The 18,638-nt window shown below is 41.6% G+C and carries 17 protein-coding genes and 1 other RNA gene; 6 read left to right on the top strand and 12 right to left on the bottom strand.

Annotation, left to right across the window (positions count from 1 at the left end; translation table 11 throughout):
• Positions 1-56 precede the first annotated feature (56 nt).
• The 7 genes from N4597_RS03100 to N4597_RS03070 all read right to left on the bottom strand — a co-directional run bounded on the left by N4597_RS03100 (position 57) and on the right by N4597_RS03070 (position 8,176).
• A complete protein-coding gene (locus N4597_RS03100) occupies positions 57-1,562 on the bottom strand; it encodes a sensor histidine kinase (RefSeq protein WP_101811306.1) in 1,506 nt (501 codons plus the stop codon).
• Positions 1,559-2,284: a response regulator transcription factor gene (locus N4597_RS03095; protein ID WP_167589668.1), complete on the bottom strand. Its 726-nt coding sequence runs from the start codon at positions 2,282-2,284 to the stop codon at positions 1,559-1,561. Before N4597_RS03095 ends, N4597_RS03100 begins: the two co-directional genes overlap by 4 nt.
• Positions 2,285-2,359: 75 nt before the next feature.
• Positions 2,360-3,448 carry a M42 family metallopeptidase gene (locus tag N4597_RS03090; RefSeq protein ID WP_260904563.1) on the bottom strand — a complete coding sequence of 363 codons (1,089 nt, stop codon included), beginning with the start codon at positions 3,446-3,448 and terminating at the stop codon, positions 2,360-2,362.
• A 106-nt stretch (positions 3,449-3,554) separates the two neighbouring features.
• Positions 3,555-4,943, bottom strand: coding sequence for an amino acid permease (locus tag N4597_RS03085; RefSeq protein ID WP_056976225.1), 1,389 nt, complete (start codon positions 4,941-4,943; stop codon positions 3,555-3,557).
• A 465-nt stretch (positions 4,944-5,408) separates the two neighbouring features.
• Positions 5,409-5,772: a transfer-messenger RNA gene (gene ssrA / locus N4597_RS03080) on the bottom strand.
• Between the two features lie 101 nt (positions 5,773-5,873).
• Positions 5,874-7,277 carry a L,D-transpeptidase gene (locus N4597_RS03075; protein ID WP_260904561.1) on the bottom strand — a complete coding sequence of 468 codons (1,404 nt, stop codon included), beginning with the start codon at positions 7,275-7,277 and terminating at the stop codon, positions 5,874-5,876.
• A gap of 53 nt (positions 7,278-7,330) precedes the next feature.
• Entirely contained in the window at positions 7,331-8,176 is an 846-nt protein-coding gene (locus N4597_RS03070) for a PRD domain-containing protein (RefSeq protein ID WP_260904560.1), read from the bottom strand.
• A gap of 399 nt (positions 8,177-8,575) precedes the next feature.
• Between N4597_RS03070 and trpX the strand changes: the two genes are divergently transcribed.
• From trpX to N4597_RS03050, 4 genes are read left to right on the top strand one after another with little or no spacing between them, the layout of a single operon-like run.
• Positions 8,576-9,574, top strand: a complete 999-nt coding sequence (trpX, locus tag N4597_RS03065; RefSeq protein WP_260904559.1) for a tryptophan ABC transporter substrate-binding protein — start codon at positions 8,576-8,578, stop codon at positions 9,572-9,574.
• Positions 9,571-10,467 carry an ABC transporter permease gene (locus tag N4597_RS03060; RefSeq protein ID WP_260904558.1) on the top strand — a complete coding sequence of 299 codons (897 nt, stop codon included), beginning with the start codon at positions 9,571-9,573 and terminating at the stop codon, positions 10,465-10,467. The genes trpX and N4597_RS03060 overlap by 4 nt, the downstream gene beginning before the upstream one ends.
• Entirely contained in the window at positions 10,464-11,228 is a 765-nt protein-coding gene (locus N4597_RS03055) for an ABC transporter ATP-binding protein (RefSeq protein WP_260904557.1), read from the top strand. The genes N4597_RS03060 and N4597_RS03055 overlap by 4 nt, the downstream gene beginning before the upstream one ends.
• A 38-nt stretch (positions 11,229-11,266) precedes the next feature.
• Entirely contained in the window at positions 11,267-11,932 is a 666-nt protein-coding gene (locus N4597_RS03050) for a ribonuclease H family protein (protein ID WP_260905201.1), read from the top strand.
• A 129-nt stretch (positions 11,933-12,061) separates the two neighbouring features.
• Here the strand turns inward: N4597_RS03050 and N4597_RS03045 are convergent, their stop codons facing one another.
• The 3 genes from N4597_RS03045 to N4597_RS03035 form a co-directional block, all read right to left on the bottom strand.
• Positions 12,062-12,400: an ArsR/SmtB family transcription factor gene (locus tag N4597_RS03045; protein ID WP_050610787.1), complete on the bottom strand. Its 339-nt coding sequence runs from the start codon at positions 12,398-12,400 to the stop codon at positions 12,062-12,064.
• A 193-nt stretch (positions 12,401-12,593) separates the two neighbouring features.
• On the bottom strand, positions 12,594-13,223 hold the full coding sequence (gene trhA, locus N4597_RS03040; RefSeq protein ID WP_167589665.1) for a PAQR family membrane homeostasis protein TrhA: 630 nt from the start codon (positions 13,221-13,223) through the stop codon (positions 12,594-12,596).
• Positions 13,224-13,418: 195 nt separating this feature from the next.
• Positions 13,419-14,570, bottom strand: a complete 1,152-nt coding sequence (locus tag N4597_RS03035; protein WP_260904554.1) for an RNA-guided endonuclease InsQ/TnpB family protein — start codon at positions 14,568-14,570, stop codon at positions 13,419-13,421.
• A gap of 451 nt (positions 14,571-15,021) precedes the next feature.
• On the opposite strand from N4597_RS03035, the gene N4597_RS03030 reads away from it, so the two are divergent.
• Positions 15,022-16,173 (top strand): RNA-guided endonuclease InsQ/TnpB family protein, encoded by a 1,152-nt coding sequence (locus N4597_RS03030; protein ID WP_260904550.1) that lies wholly within the window; start codon positions 15,022-15,024, stop codon positions 16,171-16,173.
• Between the two features lie 192 nt (positions 16,174-16,365).
• The gene (locus N4597_RS03025; protein ID WP_082174156.1) at positions 16,366-16,890 is read left to right on the top strand and encodes a DUF1836 domain-containing protein; all 525 of its coding nucleotides are present in this window, start codon (positions 16,366-16,368) and stop codon (positions 16,888-16,890) included.
• A gap of 61 nt (positions 16,891-16,951) precedes the next feature.
• Here N4597_RS03025 and fba read toward each other — a convergent pair whose 3' ends face one another.
• Together fba and phoU are read right to left on the bottom strand one after the other, a co-directional pair.
• Positions 16,952-17,815 (bottom strand): class II fructose-1,6-bisphosphate aldolase, encoded by an 864-nt coding sequence (fba, locus tag N4597_RS03020; RefSeq protein WP_050610789.1) that lies wholly within the window; start codon positions 17,813-17,815, stop codon positions 16,952-16,954.
• A gap of 147 nt (positions 17,816-17,962) precedes the next feature.
• Positions 17,963-18,628 (bottom strand): phosphate signaling complex protein PhoU, encoded by a 666-nt coding sequence (gene phoU / locus N4597_RS03015; RefSeq protein WP_094128017.1) that lies wholly within the window; start codon positions 18,626-18,628, stop codon positions 17,963-17,965.
• Positions 18,629-18,638 lie beyond the last annotated feature (10 nt).

The following is an 18,638-nucleotide window of genomic DNA, read 5'->3' as shown; positions in this document are numbered from 1 at the left end:
AAAAAGAAGGAATCCTAAGAATTGCTCTTAGAATTCCTTCTTTTTTGATTGCCTAATTACTTAGGACTAGGGAAAGTTAAGCTAAAGGTCGTCCCCTTTCCCTCTTGACTAGTTACCTCGATTTTACCTTGGTGTAACTGCATTAGCTGGTGAACAATCGCTAAGCCCAAGCCGGATTCTCCATACTTGGTATTATTACGTGATGGGTCAGCCTTGTAATAACGCTCCCAGATATTGCGCAACTGCTCTTGGCTCATTCCAATTCCAGTATCAGCAATCCGGATTATGACTTCATTAAAGCCACGTTCAGCGCTAATATTAATCACCCCATCATCGGTAAACTGGACCGCATTTTGCATCACGTTAAATAAAATTTGCACGAAGCGGTCATAATCAGCGTAGACCTCTAACTGCTTAGGCAAGGCTAACTCAAAGCGATCATTACTTTCTTGGGCCTTTTGTTGTAACTGCTCAACCAGGTTATGAATTACGGTAACCGCATCAAATTTAGATTTCGATAGGCTAATCGCCCCACTCCGAATCTTTTCATAATCTAAATTTTCGTTAACTAGCCTAATTAAGCGCTTGGTTTCATTGCGCATCAACTCGATACTCTGACCCTTGCTTTCTTCAGGAATGGCATCGTAAGCTAATCCTTCTAGGAGACCGTTAATCGTAGTTAGTGGGGTCCGCATTTCATGGGCCGCGTCAGCCATAAACTGGCGCCGCCGTTCTTCTTGCCGCTTAATTTCTTCTTGCGACTCCTTTAATGAGCTAGCCATTTTATTGAAATCGGCGGCCAAATAATCAAGCTCATCACGGCCGTTATTTTCAATCTGAACGTCAAAATTACCCCCGGCAATCTGGTGACTGGCCTTACGTAAGCGGCTAATCCGTTTGGTACTATAGTGAGCCAGGATATAACTAATTAAAATCCCTAGAAGCGCCGAAACTAGCAGGGCATAAATCAAGCTCTTTTGGATTTCCTTAATACTTGATTCGATATTAGAAACCATTGCCCCGACTGAAATAACTGCCACTAACTTACCTTGCGAGTTAAAACAGGGTACGAAGACATCGGTTGTGATAACTTGCTTACCCCAATTAGGGAGCTGTTTTTGGGCAGAACTCAGTTTCTTTTGGGACGTGCTCAACTGTTTTTGGTTAACCTTTTTTCGATCCCCAATATCCTTGCGCCGCCGCAAAATTTGCCCCGCCTGCAGTTTTTGCCAATCAGTTTTAGAAATCACTGACTGAAACCCGTCCAAAGGGTACAGGACCTTATCACGTCCGGTGTAGATTGTGAAGTGAACCTTTTGGTTTTGAAGGAGTAACTCACTGATTTCCAAGTTGCTAACATTTAGGGCGATTTGTTCACCCTTAGAAGTGTCGACTAACTTCAAGGAAGTACTCTTCAGACTATAAGCGTAGGTCTCCATTTGTTGCCAAGTAGATTGGTAGACATTTTCTCTCATTAAATGGAAAAATGAGGCCCCTAAAATTACCAACAAAGTAATAATGACCACAAAGAAGGCCAACATTTGTTGATAGATTAATTTCATTTAAGTTTTACCTCAGAATCATCGAATTTATAACCGACCCCCCAGACGGTTTGGATTACCTGTGGACCAACCTTTTCTAACTTCTGCCGTAATTTCTTAATGTGGGCATCAACGGTCCGTTCATCCCCATAGTACTCATAATCCCAGACCAATTGTAATAGCTGTTCGCGGGAGAAGACCTGTCTTGGTTTTTGGGCTAAGGTCTTTAATAAATCAAATTCTTTGGGTGTTAAATCATTAATCTGTTTATCAAACAAAAAAGCTTCACGCGTCTTCGTATTAAGCTTAAAGTGATCTGTGACCACGTCGTAAACCTCGGTGTCATTAAGAACGTTAGCCACTTTGACACTAGGAATTTCAGCCCGCCGGTGTAAAGCCTTAATCCGCGCAATTAAGGTAATCGGTGAGAAGGGTTTGACTACATAATCATCAGCCCCCATTTCCAAGCCTAAAACTTGGTCACTTTCCGAATCACGGGCAGTCAAAATAATAATCGGAACCGTTTTGGAAATTGCCCGAATTTCAGCGTTCACTTGCATCCCGTCTTTTTTAGGTAAGTTTAGGTCAAGCGTAATCATGTCCCAACTATCTGGATCCTGCTTAAACTTTTCGACTGCTTCTTCGCCATCATAGGCGTACTCAACATCCCATTGTTCCTTTTTAAAAAACATCGACATCATTTCAGAAACAGACTTATTATCTTCGACCATTAATAATTTCATAAACGTCCCCTCTCTTCTCTATCTAGCTTATTTTAGCCAAAAATTATTAAAAATATATGTCTTTTTTAGGAAATTTTACAACCGTGGTTGTTTAAAACTGGCTAACTTCTCAACCGTCAAATCCTCAACGATTGCTAAGGCCAAGGCCAGCGAAGCTTGATAATCCTGATAAGAAGCAAAGCAATATGGTGAGTGTTCATAGCGAACCGGAATCCCAATTACAATCGTAGGTGCTCCATTTTCGTAATAAATGGCCGCTCCATCTTGACCGCCCCCAGTTCTTACAGACCGGGTGTAAGGAATTTTTCTTTGGTCCGCTAGCTCACACACATACTGTTGGAAAATCGGGTTAGGGATAAAGGTTTTATCCATGTCCCTTAACATTGGCCCCCGTTTCATTCCCGTTTGTGATAGCCAGTCTGGCTCAAAGGTATCGTCAGCTGGGCATGATTCTAGCACAATGGCTACGTCCGGCTTAATCTTTCGAGCGGTTACGTAAGCTCCTCGTAACCCGACTTCTTCTTGGGAGGAAAGTGCACAAACTACATCTAGGTTGGTTTGCTTACCTTGAAGTTCCGCCAATAAATTAACCATGACGGCTGCCCCAAAGCGATCATCGAAGTCCTTACCAAAAAAGACTTCGGTTTGTTCGTTGTATTGGCAGTCGACGTCCACAAAGATTGGACAGCCAGTATCAATCTTGAAGACTTCCAGCGTTTCTTTGCGCGACGACGAACCGACATCGATTTGCATTTCCGCAATCTCTGGAACCTTATCCCCCTCTCCGGCCGCCATAAAATGCGGTGGCTTAGTGGCCACTACCCCCGGAATATAGACGCCCTCTTTATTTCTAACCTTAACCTTAGTCCCAGGAATATTGTACTTTACCCAACCACCTAGGGGGACAAATTTCAATAAGCCGTTAGGACGTACGGCTTGGGTCATAAACCCGACCGCATCCGAGTGGGCATCTAGCTGGATTACCGGCCGCTTGCCTTGATTTTCCTTCTTGCTGGCATAGACGTTAAGCATGCCGTCAATTTCGATATCTGCATAGGGTTCGATGCGGTCAACAAACATCTTAACAAATTCATGTTCAAAACCAGGAACGGCATTAGCATTTGAAAAGTCCGTTAACATTTGAATTTGAGCTGCTTTTTCCATTTGCAAAAACCTCACTTTTAAATTAAGTCACCTAAATTATACCATGAAGAAACTTAAGCAAAAAATGAACCTCCGCTCAAAATGCAAGAGGTTCATTCAAACTTAGTTATTTTTGCCGGCCATGCTTAACATAGTAAAGCAATGATAAGCCTAATAAAAAGACCGCCCCGACGGAAACAGACACCCGGGTATCTGGGTTAATAAACATAAAGAGTACGATTACCAATAAGAAAATAATCGCTAAGTAGTTAGAGCAGGGATAAAGTGGCATCTTGAAAGGATGATCCACTAGACTAGCCTGATTTTGGCGTCTAAACCGTAATTCAGACAGTAAAATTACAAACCATGGCACTAACCCTGGTAACACGCTGGAACTATAAACAATCACAAAGAGGTTTTCAGATGACTTGCTTAGTAACGACAATACAATGTTGAGGACAAAGCCAATCAAAATCCCGCCAGAAATGGTTAAGATTGCTACGTTAGGAACGATATGCTTAGATAATTTAGCAAATACTCCCGGTGCCTCCTTATCAAGGGCTAGCTTATAAAGCATTCGGCTGGAACTATAAATCCCTGAGTTGGCCCCTGACATAGCCGCTGTTAGTACCACAAAGTTGATAATCCCGGCCGCTCCGGCAATCCCGACTTTAGTGAAAGTTTCTACAAACGGTGAACCCACCGCGGCTAGCTGGTTCCACGGATAGATAGTTACGATTACAAAAATTGCCCCAATATAAAAGATCAAAATCCGCCAGACAATCGATTTAACTGAAGCCACGATGGCATGCTTAGGATTTTGCGCCTCACCAGCAGTAATCCCTAATAATTCAATTCCTTGATAAGAACCAACAATGATTGACAAGGAGAACATAAAGCCCTTAAAGCCACCGGTAAAGAAGCCACCATGTTGCCATAGGTTAGCCAACCCGACTGGATGCCAGCCATTTCCCAACCCTAAGAAGATAACCAATAGGCCCAGGATAATCATTAAGACAATCGTAACCACCTTAATCATCGCAAAGTAAAATTCCAAGGTCCCGTAGGCCTTAGCTGAAGCTAGGTTAGCCAAGGTCAAAGTTACGACAACCACCAGCCCGGAAACCCAGTCAGGCAAGTTTGGCCACCAATAATTCAGATACTGAGTAACCGCGATTACCTCACTGATACCGACCACCACGTACTGAAAAATATTGCTCCACTTGGTCAAATAACCGGCTAACGGGTGGATATAGTGGGTAGCATAATCGGCAAATGAACCTGTACCAGGGCTAATATAAATCATTTCTCCCAAGGCGCGCATCACTGCATACAAGACCACTCCGACTACCGCATAGGCTAATAGCACTGACGGTCCCGTCCACTTGATTGTCGAAGTCGAGCCCATAAATAAACCTACCCCGATTGTTCCCCCGAGCGCAATCATTTCCATCTGGCCCGAAGATAAAGACCGATTTAAGCCGCTATGGTTAGCGACCTTTTTATCCTTACTCATAGATAATTCCTCATTTCTCTAAGTTGAAATACAAAAAAGCCAACCAAAACCTCCACTTAATTAACTTTCCTTGGCGGTTTTCGTTGACTTGGTAATTTCTATTTAAAATCTAAACTCCAAAATAACTCAACCAGCCTTAAATTGTGGTTGAGGTGGTGGTTGTATTAACTTTAACTTTATAGCGATATGACATTTGCACAACCTCCGTTACTTTGAATACCTTATTAGAATAACATTAAAATGTAATGGCTGCAAGAATTATTTTTTCTCAGCCAACTATAAAGTCATAACAAGGCTGACTAACAAAAAAGGACCGTACCTAAAACATACGGTCCTCACCAGGGCAAGTTATTATAATTGTTAGGATACTTTTGGCATACTTTTTCCTAAAAAAGCATTACATTACCAAACGTTTATAAAACCTAAAGCTTGATATAACAACGTTTAGAACGTCTCAAACCTCTAAAATGGAGATGGCGGGAATTGAACCCGCGTCCAAGCATATCGCCACTTAAACGTCTACGCTCATAGTTACTTCATTTAAGCTTCACCCTTAATTCCGCCAAGCAACAGGGCTAACATTAAAAGCTAACCTGATTAAACTCTTCTCAACACTTCAGGTGGGAGCATTAAGCGTAAGTCCACTAATTATAAAACCCAACACTGACACATGGACGATGGCAGGTGGATTTACGCAACTGCGATTAGGCAGCTAAAGCGTAAGAGTTTGTGTTATTTTTTGCAGTTATATTTTAACTGAGCACATTAGGTGTGCAAAACCAAACGCAGTTTAAGCTCGACCTATACCTGTCGAATCCAAAACATCCCCGTTACAAGTAGTTATTATACCCTAATTAGCACGGAATGCAACTAAAAAGCCCTAGCACAAAAATAGGACTCAACATAATCTGTTAAGTCCTAGTGTTTAACTTAGTAAATAATTACAGCTTCTTTTTGGCTGAGATTATTATAGATATTAGGCATCTCGCTTGGCTTTACGTTCACACAACCACCGGAACCATCGCTAATATAGGCATCTTTAGCCCAATTTTTCCGCCAACTAGCATCGTGAAAACCACAGCCAGAATTTGTAAATTGTGCCCAGTAGTTAACCTTTACTTCGTAAGAACCAGAACCGGCACTGCTTCCGCGTAAAACAGATGGTGATTGCTTGTACATAATGTACCAAACACCTGTCGGAGTGTCTTCGCCGGTCGACTTCTTACCTGTAACTACGTCAATGGATGCCACTTGTTGGCCGTTCTTATATAACCAAACGTGTTGATCTGCAATAGACACCTCGGCGTAGGTATTACCTAAGCCCCCGTTAAGGGTGGTATCATACCCCGTCCCATAGGTCAGGTAGCCGATTCCATAAATATCATTAACGGCATTTAAACTCGTCTTGCCGGTTTCATAAGCCTTGGTAATACTTGCGATTGCATCGCTATCCCGTAAGGCCCAGCCGTAAGTCTTACCCGGCACCTGAATCGTCTTGCCCGTGCTGGTGGTAAAGGTAAAGGTCTTTCCTAAAGTAGCCTGGGCTTGGTTAATCTCATTAACCTTATTCTTTAACGCGGCTGTATCAAATTGATACTTCCCATCAACATAGCGAGCTGAGGTTAACATTTCGTTAGCCTTCAATTCATAATGCTTATCTTGCACCTGGTAGTCCACTTTGCGCCCAGCTAATTCAGCTAACTTAGTTTGTTCGGTCTTTACTTCCTGACTCTTAGCACTGAGTGGCTGTAGGTATTGCACCCGCAATTTTAAGTCGGAACTGTAACTAATACGGTCGTATTCCTTTAAAATCTTGGCAACATCATATTGATTTCCCTTTTTAGCTGGCACCACCGAAACCTTGCCGTCTTTTAGGATTGCATAAGCATCTTGAGCCTTAGTCCGCTTTAAATTTTCACTTTCTAACTTTGCCTTAAGCTCTTGTTTTAAAGTAACCTTGCGGTAATTACTAATCTTGCTTGGAGCTATTTCATAGTCTTTAGCCGCCTTAGTTGGAAACAAAGTTACCTGCTTTTTTAAGACCTTTTTGACCGCCCCTAAATCACTGGCGGTAAACCCGGCCGCCGTCTTTTGGCCTTGATAAAACAACTTACCATCTAGATAAATCGCATTCGTCAATGAAACCGAGCGTAACTTCTTTAAGGCAGCGTCAGCCGTTAAGCCCCCCACTTTCGTGCCGTTGATTGTAACTTGTGAATTAAAATGAGTGTGCTGGTACCAAGTTAGGCCCCCTAGAGCAAGTACAACTAAAGCAACTATACTAGCACCAATAACTTTAACTTTCTTATTAATAATCTCCACCCTCTTTAGCATTAGTAGCTACCCCATATGTTACAATATTTTTACAAAATAAACAAGCGTTCTAATCACTGTTCTTGCCTATGTGTTACCCGCCAAACATGTAAAATTAAATAGACCCGATCATCTGGGTTAAGGGTCCACCCCATCTTAGTCTGTAAAAAATTATCAATGCGGGTAACCGTAACAGCTGCCTGGGGGTATTTTTGTTCCATTAAGGCTAACAATTCACCGTCTAACTCTGCCCCGTATGGACGTGCGTTACTTAACCTTTGGACCATAAAGGCCCGCAAATGACCGATAAAGCGGGTGTAATTAAAAGACTCCACATCCAAGGTCAGCCCATACTGATATTGGACAATATCTACAATGCCAACTATTAGCTTGGTAATCTTCATCGTATCTTGAACCTTAGCCCCATCGGATTCTGCATTAACCAGGTGATAGGTCATCAACACCTCTTCACTTGCCGGTAAAGACGCCCCCGTTAGGCCGTTAATTAGTTTAACCACCCGTTTAGCTAGGCTATATTCTTGCTTAAATAGACGTTTTACCTCCCAGCGTAAAGCGCGGTCTTCCATGTCAATTCCGCCTTCCGAGCGAATAATTGCAAAGTCAATGTGATCGGCTAAGGCCAGGTATTGAAAGTTATCAAATCTAATTGACGACTCTGCCTCAATCAACTTAATTGCCGCACTCGTTGCTTCTAGGGTTAGCGGACTAACGCTTTTAATCGTTGCGAGCGTAGTATCGTCAGAACCCGCCGCTTTGAAACGCCTTTCAATTTTAGCTTCATCAATAGGTTGGCCTAGCTTTTGACCAAAGCCCACCCCCTTACCAAGGACAATCCACTCGTTGCCAGCCTGATCAGCCACCAAGGCGGCATTATTATTGAAATTTTTAATAAAATCCATCATGTCCTCCCAATCAATTTAATAGTTACCTACTATTTTACCATAGAAAAGTAGCTATGATAGCGGTAACTAACACTTTTTATGACTAACAAATGATAATTTTTAGGTTGTTTTAATTTTAGTGCTTGACAATTTTTAGTCTGCCTTTTATGATTACAGTATCAAGTAACGGAGGAGAAGAGTTATGATGTTAAACAACTTTAAGCAAAATTTGAATACTCGTTGGCAAAACCAGCAGTAGGTTGTTTTCGTCTCAGTACGGATACGACCTTTTCAGAGCGTATCTGTGCTGGTTAACTTTTCACTAAACCCGCACAGTCCGATGTGCGGGGAACAAACAGGGCGTTCCCGTAGCAACGGGGGCGCTCTTTTTTAATACTATGACAAAGGAGAATTTCTATGAAACGTTTAATTACTACAATTATCGCCTTGGTAGCGTTCTTAACCTTTGCTTTCTTCCATGAACAAAAGATAGCCACCCAGGCAGCTAAGACCCCCACCGTAGGGATCTTACAATTAATGACCCACCCAGCCTTGGATTCTATCCATAAAGGTATCATCGCTGGCCTAAAGGAAAATGGCTATGTGGTTGGTAAAAATCTAAAAATTGATTACCAAAACGCTCAAGGTGATCAAAGTAACCTTAAGTCTATGAGCGACTGCTTCGCCAACGAAAAAGTCAACGTGATGGTCGGAATCGCCACGCCTTCCGCCCAATCATTAGCTCACGTCACAACTAAGACCCCAATTGTTATGGGGGCAATTAGTGACCCAGTTGGTTCCGGCTTAGTCAAAAGCCTGACAAACCCTAGCGATAATGGCAATATTACTGGGACCCAACATATTGAACCTGTTGCTCAACAAGTAAAGTTGATTAAGAAGTTAATGCCTAACCTAAAAACTATCGGGGGAATTTATACTTCTAGCGATGATTCTTCTACCGCAGAATTTAAGGAATTCAAACAGCTAGCCCAAAAAGCCGGCATCGAGGTTAAAACTTATACCATCACTTCCACCAACGATATTGATCAGGTTGCTGCCACTATGGCCCACGAAGTGCAAGCCGTTTACGTCCCAACTGATAACACGGTTGCTTCTGGAATCCAAGCCCTTTTGAAAAATACCAACGCTGCTAAAATTCCAGTTTTTGCCTCAGTAGCAACCATGGTTAAATCCGGCGCGGTCGCAACCTACAGTGTGAGTCAATACGATATTGGCCGCTTGACTGGTAAGTTAGTTGCCCAAATCCTTAAGGGCAAAAAGCCCAACCAAATGCCAATTCAACACGTAACCCAAGGTGACTACGCCTTTAACCTCAGCCAGGCTCAAAGATTTGGCATCAATATTCCACAAGACTTAATCAAGCAAGCAGAAAAGAAAGGGGTAATCTATAAATGACATTAATTGTATCAGCTATCGGTCAAGGCCTAATCTGGGGTATCTTAGGCTTGGGACTGTTCTTAACCTTCCGTATCCTCAACTTCCCCGATATGACCGTTGAAGGGACCTTTCCTTTTGGAGCTAGTGTCTGTGTCGCATCCCTAATCCACGGGGCTTCACCACTAACTGCTACCTTACTATCCCTTTGCGCGGGCCTACTCACCGGCTTAGTTACCGGCTTGCTTTACACTAAGGGAAAGATTCCTATCTTACTAGCCGGAATTTTGGTAATGACCGGAATTTATTCAATTAACTTACGCATCCTGGGTAAAGCCACGGTTGGTCTTTTAAATAAGCCAACTATTTTAACAATCAGCTTCTTCAACTCACTGCCAGAAGGATTTAACAGCGTCTTTTTAGGGATTATCGTTGTTTTGATTGTTATCAGCCTGTTAGCCCTCTTCTTAAACACCGATTTAGGACAAGCTTTCATCGCTACCGGCGATAACGAAAAGATGGCGCGCTCCTTAGGGATTAGCACCGACGCCATGAAAATCTTAGGGTTGATGATTTCTAATGCCCTGATTAGTTTAGCCGGTGGGCTAATCGCGCAAAATAACGGCTACGCTGATGTTAACATGGGGATTGGAACAATCGTTATCGGCTTAGCGGCAATCATTATTGGGGAAGTCGCCTTTGATGAACTCTCCTTAACGGCCCGCCTAATTGCCGTTGTGATTGGTAGTATCTTCTACCGGTTTGTCCTCCTAATCGTCTTGCAACTCGGCTTTAGCACTAACGACTTTAAGCTACTTTCAGCCCTAGTCTTAGCACTGTGCTTAATGCTACCATTAATTGAACGTAAACTAAATCTAACTGGTCTTATTTCTAAGGGGGTTAAAAAGCCATGACAGCATTATTGGAGTTAAATAATATTTCCACCATTGTCAACAAGGGAACTAGTGAAGAACGCCAGATCCTAAAAAATCTTTCGCTACAAGTAAATCAAGGGGACTTTATCACCCTCTTAGGTACCAACGGGGCCGGTAAGTCGACCCTCTTAAACGTAATCAACGGGGCCCTAAGTCCAGATCAGGGTTCCATTAGCCTCAAGGGTCAGGATTTGACTAAACTCAACGAGGTAAAACGTGCCCAATACATTGCCCAGGTTTTTCAAGACCCTAAAATGGGAACCGCCCCTAGAATGACTGTCGCAGAAAACCTCCTGCTGGCCTATAAGCGGGGCCAAAAACGAACTTTACGCCTCCGCCACCTCAAACAACACCGCCAAGAGTTTGAAAGCTTGACGGCTAAGTTGCCAAACGGACTGAGCGAACACTTAAACACCGCTACCGGTTCGCTTTCTGGTGGGCAAAGACAAACACTGAGCTTCTTGATGGCCACCCTTAACCGGCCGGAGTTATTATTGTTAGACGAACACACAGCTGCCCTCGATCCTAACACCTCAAAACAGTTACTAGCCTTAACAGATGAGGTGGTACAAGCCGAAAAGTTAACTTGTATCATGATTACCCACCAGCTTAAGGATGCCCTGAAGTATGGTAACCGTACCATCATTTTAAACAACGGTCAGGTTGTCTTAGATGTTGCCGGAGCAGCCCGGGCCAAACTAAGTGAACAAGAAGTCCTTTCCTATTTCACTGACCTTTAAGGTATAATATATTTATCTTATAAAGTGAAAGGAAGATTATCGTGGGGAAATTTTACGCGGTCAAACGTGGACGGCAAACTGGGATTTTTACCAGCTGGCCTGACTGTCAAAAACAGGTAAGCGGCTTCCCTAATGCCCGCTTTAAGGGGTTTACTGATAAAACTGCTGCACTTAACTGGCTAAATGCGGAGTCAAGCACTACCCAACCATCCACTAGCCTTAAAAAGGCGGCGATTCAAGTTTATACGGACGGAGGCTCACGTAACCATGGCAACAAATTAGGCCAGCATGTTAAGGTAGATGATAAGGCTGCTTGGGCCTACTTGATTAACACCCCAACGGGAAGCTATGAGGAAAGCGGCGGTGAGTATGGTAGCACCAATAACCGGATGGAAATCATGGCCTTTCTCCAAGCCCTTAAAAAATTACTAGCGCTGGGGCTGAATCATGAACCGTTGGAATTTGTCTTAGATTCTCGCTACGTATTAGACAGTCTCACTAAGGGGTGGCTTACTTCTTGGCAACGCCGGAATTGGCGCAAAGCAGACGGAAATGCAGTCCTAAATAAGGAGCTTTGGCAAGAGGTTGCCACCTTATTACCTAACTTCTCCACCCCTTATTATACTTGGACTAAGGGCCATGCAAATAACCCGGGAAATAATCGGGTTGATTATTTATTAAATCAGACTATGGATCAAATGTAAAAGAGTCAAGTTAGTTAGTTAGCTGATAGCTTTTAACTAGCTTGACTCTTTTTTGTGTGCTTAAAAAAGGACATCACTATCAACCTTAGCTGATAAGTCATGTCCTGGCTTTTTTATTAGGTAGCAAATTTAGGCTTCTACAATCTCGGTTCTCAAAGCGTGTACTACCTCTTCCAAATTCTTAAGTGGTTCACTGACCGTTAGATAGTAGACACTTTGTAGGCCATTTTTTCTAAATGATACTAACCCTGCTTCCCGTAAAATCTTCAGATGATGTGAAACAGCTGGCTGAGTAATCTCCATCTGGTTGGTAATATCTGTTACGGTCAAGCCTTCCTTTTCATGTTTACACAAAATAACAATAATTTGCTGCCGCTTAACGTCAGCTAATGCATTCAAAACATTGATTTCATTTACAAAACGATCTAAAACAGTTTCCTGTTTTGCTGTCAGCTTTACTACTGGCATTGACCCCATCTCCTCTCAGAGCTACCTAACTTTAAGTTTAGCCTAGCATATTTCCAATTCGATGGCAAGCGTTTACATTCGTAAATATAAATATTTTGCAAAATTTTTATGCAACTACCAAGCTTTTAAAATAATCAATCAATAATTAATTATCTTTTTTGCAACTAAGTTTATGGAAATGATAACACTAATATTAAATATAGTAATATATTGAAAAGAACATCAACAAGGACCCCAGCATCACAAAGAAGTGCCAGTAAACGTGGGCATACTTGACTCCCTTTATGCTATAAACTAGCGCCCCTAAGGTAAAGACAATCCCCCCGAATACTAATAAGGTTAAGCCATGGCTGCCTAAAGCCTGGGCTAGTGGCCGCGCCCCGATTAGGCACAGCCAACCCATAATCACAAAGGTTAAGGTTTCTATCCACTGCAACCTTTTTTTAGCTAAGATATGGTAAATAATTCCAAAGATAGCTAGTAACCAAATAATGATCAGTAAACCTAAACCCAAGTTCCCCTTGATTGCTAATAAGCAATATGGAGTGTAGGTCCCAGCAATTAAGAGGAAAATCCCACAGTGGTCAAAAATCTGAAATAAGCGCCGCGCCCGGGTGAAATAGAGGCTGTGAAAGAGCATCGAAAAGCTGTACAAGCCTAATAAGGAGATACCATAAACTAGGTAGGCAAACAAGGCTTGACCACTGTTTGATGCTACCCCCTTAATAATCAAAAAGACTAGGCCGGCAATGCTTAACCCCACCCCAATTCCATGTGAAACTGCACTTAAAACTTCATTGATAATTTGCGATTTTCGATCCATTATAAAACCTGCTATATAAAATGTAGAATAACATAGAAGAAAGTGTCGCTTCTTCTACATTATTAGAAAGAATATAGTTTTTCCTTTCTTAATTTTATTTACTACCGTCAACACCAGTATTCCCATATCCCAACTCGGGGGTAATGACAGTGACTGACTCTTGTAGCTTAAGGGTGTAGCCCACCCCGTTTATTTTTACAGTAAAACAAGTAAGTTTCTCACGGCATTTTCGTCTCGCTCCATAACTGCCCCGCACTCATAACAAACATACTCGTTATGTTTCGTCCCGTGTTTCTTGTTGCCGTCAAGCTCGACTTTATCTGCGCCGGTCTTGACATGACCACACTGAGAACAGCGCTGGGTACTTGGATAGTAAGGGTCCGCTAAGATTAACTCCTTGCCATACCATTCACACTTATATTTTAAAGCTTGCTTAAAATAGCCAAACATTGACCGGTGTAAGCCTTTAGACGCGACGTGACTCATCTGCATCTGCTTAACAGCTAAATCTTCAATGGCAATGCGATCATAATTATTGACTAGCATGGTGGTAAACTTTTGAACAATATCATGTTGAATACTAGCGACTTTGCGATAATCACGTTGTAACTTGGCTCTCGTCTTAACGTAATTATTTGCTTGGGTCGCTTTCTTTCCGTTTGCCACTCGTTTTCTAGCTAAGAGGCGTTGGTAATGCTTAATGCGTTTGTACAAAGCTTTTAAATTGTTAGGCAAGGTCTTGACTTGACCTTCAGGATAGTCAAAGTGACCAACATTAACGTCAACGGCTGTCTTTTGTCCGGTCTTAGCTTTTTTCGTCACCTTAACTTCAAAGGGTAAACTAGCCCAGTACTTACCGTTTTCACGGTAAATCGAGACGACTTTTAACTCGCCATTTAAATCATTAGCGCCTTTAAATCTAATATCAGCCCAGGCTTTAACCCCCTGCGGCTTATCCAACCGTAACTTACCATTAACAATCTGAGCCCGATCCGTCTTAAAACCCTGACAGGCCGTCTTTTTAGACTTAAACTTTGGTTTTCCCCAATCCGGTAATGACTTCTTAAAGAAGTTTTGCCAAGCTTTACCTAAATCAGAAATGGCTAGCTGTAAACAACGAGCTGACAGTTGGTACTGCCAATCTTCCTTGTTAGCAACTAATTCGTCCCGGACTTTACGTTCACTTGGACGTAATTCTTTATCTCCTAAAACTAAGGAGGCATCATACATATCATTCCATAAAGCTAAGCCTTGATTCCAACAATATCTGCGATAATCACATAAATCACCAAGCACTTGTTTCATGATTTCGTTAGGATACAGCCTAACTTTTTGTACACGTAGCATTAAACTCACCTCCTGTTACAGAGATGATAGCACTTTCTTAAATAAAATTCAAAACATAAGTTCTAGAACCTATCAATCCTACATTTTTTATTTTCTGATTGACTATAATTCTATTGTTTTCTACAATATTCTATATTTTTGGTAACAGTTAAACTCCTCCCGTCCTCTTACTGCCTTTATTTTAAAACAAATTAAATCTAAATTCAATATAACCTAGACTATTAGTCTAGATATAAAGTTTAAATCTTTATAAAGGTGATTTTATGGTATACTTTACTTAAGTAAACTTACGGGAGGGTTCAACTGTTAATAAAAATATATTAAAACATAATCAAATAACGGCTAATATAATCAATCAGAAAGTAAAAATGTGGGATTGATACGTTCTAGAACTTATGTTTTGAAGTTTAGCTAAGAAAGTGTTATCATCTCTGTAATAGGAGGTGAGTTTATGCTATGCGTACAAAAGGTTAGGCTATATCCTAATCAAACTATGAAGCAAGTCCTCGATGATTTATGTGACTATCGCAGGTATTGTTGGAATCAAGGCTTATCTTTATGGAATGACATATATGACGCTTCGTTAATTTTAGACGATAAAAAGCTTCGGCCAAGCGCCCACAAGGTTCGCGATGAATTAGTTGCCAACAAGGAAGATTGGCAGTATCAACTGTCGGCCCGGTGTTTACAGCTAGCTATTTCTGACTTAGGTAAAGCTTGGCAAAACTTTTTTAAAAAGTCATTACCGGATTGGGGCAAACCAAAGTTTAAGTCTAAAAAGACAGCCCGCCAGGGTTTTAAGACGGACCGGGCTCAGATTGTTAACGGTAAGTTACGGTTGGATAAGCCGCAGGGGATTAAAGCCTGGGCTGATATTAGTTTTAAGGGCGCTGACGACTTAAATGGTGATTTAAAAGTCGTCTCGATTTATCGTGAAAACGGTAAGTACTGGGCGAGCTTACCCTTTGAAGTTAAGGTGACGAAGAAAACTAAGACCGGACAAAAGACAGCCGTTGACGCTAATGTTGGTCACTTTGACTATACCGAAGGCCAAGTCAAAACTTTGCCTAACAACTTAAAGGCTTTGTACAAACGCATTAAGCATTACCAACGCCTCTTAGCTAGAAAACGGGTGGCAAACGGAAAGAAAGCAACCCAAGCAAATAATTACGTTAAGACGAAAGCCAAGTTACAACGTGATTATCGCAAAGTTGCCAATATCCAACATGATATTGTCCAAAAGTTTACCACCATGCTAGTCGATAATTATGACCGAATTGCCATCGAAGATTTAGCAGTTAAGCAGATGCAAATGAGTCACGTTGCGTCTAAAGGCTTACACCGATCAATGTTTGGCTATTTCAAGCAAGTTTTAAAATATAAGTGTAAATGGTATGGCAAGGAGCTAATCCTAGCAAACCGTTACTATCCAAGTACTCAGCGTTGTTCTGCTTGTGGCCATGTCAAGACCGGTAAAGATAAAGTCGGACTTGACGGCAACAAGAAACACAAAACCAAACATAACGAGTATATTTGTTATGACTGCGGGGCAGTTATGGACAGAGACGAAAATGCCGTGAGAAATTTACTTGCCTTACTATAAAAATTAACGGGGTGGGCTACACCCTTAAGCTACAAGAGTCAGTCACTGTCATTACCCCCGAGTTGGGATATGGGAATACTGGTGTTGACGGTAGTAAATAAAATTAGGAAAGGAAAACTATATTCTTTCTCAGATATAATCATTTGCTATATTTGATTATATTTGTTCACATTTTATGTAGCAGAAATTCTTATGGATACAGTTATGTTAGCCAACTGGCTTAAAAATTTTCAAGCGCCCAACCTACCGACCTGGGAGGAGTTTCCAGACTTTGAACTTTATATGGATCAACTGGTTAGCTTGGGTAATCGTTATTTAGACAACCTTACAGATAGTCCCATTACCTCATCAATGGTTAATAGCTATGTCAAAAAAGGTTTGATGGCCCGCCCCATCAAGAAAAAGTACCAACCCGAACACATCGCGGAGTTAATTGTAATTAGCCTCTTAAAAAATGTTTACTCGCTTGAAATTATTAAAAAAAGCATTCGGGAGGTCATCGCACAAAGCACGGTAAAGGAGGCCTACAATCACTTTGCGTCTGTTTTTAATAGCACTTTAATTCAGGTCAGACAGCAAGAAGAAAAGATTCTCCAGGTTGATGCCAGTGACAGCGTGATTAATTTCACGGTCCAATTCGCTGTCCGGGCGGTGATTTATAAATTAATCTCTAGCCGCCTAATCGAACTTCAGCATCAGCAACACCAGCGTGAATAAAAAAATTGCCCCGGCTAGTAGCGCTACTAACCGGGGCAATTTTTAATCAGTTAAATCTTAATTATTTAACTGCTGGTGTACCAAGCCAGTCGATGATTTCCTTAACAGTGTCAACGATTGCTTGTGTACCAGGTGCAAGTAATTTACGAGGATCGTAACCTTTACCTTCTAAGTCCTTACCTGCTTCAACATACTTACGAGTTGCGTCAGCAAATGCTAATTGGCATTCTGTGTTGATGTTAACCTTTGAAACACCCATCTTGATTGCCTTAACAACTTGTTCTTGAGGGATACCGGAACCACCGTGTAATACAAGTGGTGTGTCGATAGCGTCTGCAAGTTCCTTCAAACGGTCAAAGTTTAAACCTTGCCAGTTTTCTGGGTACTTACCGTGGATGTTACCAATCCCACATGCTAAGTAGTCAACGCCTAAAGCAGCAATTTGCTTAGCTTCTTCAACGTCAGCTAATTCACCGGCACCGATGATACCGTCTTCTTCACCACCGATTGAACCAACTTCAGCTTCAACAGAAATACCCTTAGCGTGTGCTAATTCAACAATTTCCTTTGTCTTAGCCAAGTTTTCTTCGAATGGTAAGTCGTGGCCATCAAACATAACTGATGTGTAACCAGCTTCGATACATGCCTTAGCAGCTTCGTAGTTACCATGGTCTAAGTGCATAACAACAGGAACAGTGATACCCATTACACGCATTTCTTCTTCAACTAAAGTCTTAACTAACTTGTAGTCACCCATGTACTTAGCAGCACCCATTGAAACTTGAATTAAAACAGGTGTGTTCTTTTCTTGGGCAGCCTTTAAGATAGCGCGTGTCCATTCCAAGTTGTTTGTGTTAAAAGCACCTACTGCATAGTGACCTTGACGGGCAGCAGTAAAGATTTCGTTACCGTTTACGAATGACATAAAACAGCCTCCTAAAAAGTTTACATCTAAAATTACTCTTATGAGCACGTCTTTATTTTAACACATTTTTGTAAGTGAACGTACCATTTTTATAAGTTTTTCTCTATTTTTGTCATTTTTTCATTTTTAATTTGAAAGTCAAACCCCTTACAAATCGTTACGCCCTAATTCGGTAATCTTACCCTCAGTCGCATAAAAAATCCATTCAGCCAGGTTAATGATGTAATCGCCCATTCTTTCGAGGTGGTTAGCCACATTTAGGTAATCAATCCCACTTTCGGCAAAGTCAGTGTCGTTGTGAATTTCCGTTAGCGATAACTTTCTAATTCGTTTGAAGTAGTCATTGATTTCGTTGTCTTGATTAGCAATTTCGATTGCCTGCTTAGTGTCTAAATTTTCATAGGCGCGAATAATTTTAGCCAGCATCGCTTGGATTGCTTGCCCCATTTCGATTACCGTCGCGTCGATAGCTTCATCACGCTGTTCATTTTCAAAATGGTTGGTAGCCTTAGCAATGCTGATTGCATGGTCGCCTAACCGTTCTAAGTCAGAGCTGGCTTTTAGCATGGCAATAATTAACCGCAAATCACTAGCCACAGGTTGTTGGAGGGCGATTACCTGGGTGCATTGCTTTTCTAAGTGAATTTCCTGGGCATTGATGGTCTCATCGTTAGCAATCACCTCTTGCACCAATTCTAAGTCTTGCTCCGCAAAAGCTAACAGGCTGTTTTTAATGGCAGCCTCTACATTCAAGCTCATGGTCGTAAATTCTTTTTTTAAATTATCAATCTGTTGATCTAACATCCGTCTCATCTACTTAGTT

The organism is Ligilactobacillus agilis (genome assembly GCF_025311475.1).
GTDB lineage: Bacteria > Bacillota > Bacilli > Lactobacillales > Lactobacillaceae > Ligilactobacillus > Ligilactobacillus agilis.
The sequence above is the reverse complement of the archived record's forward strand: the minus strand, read 5'-3'. Positions and strand labels throughout refer to the sequence as shown.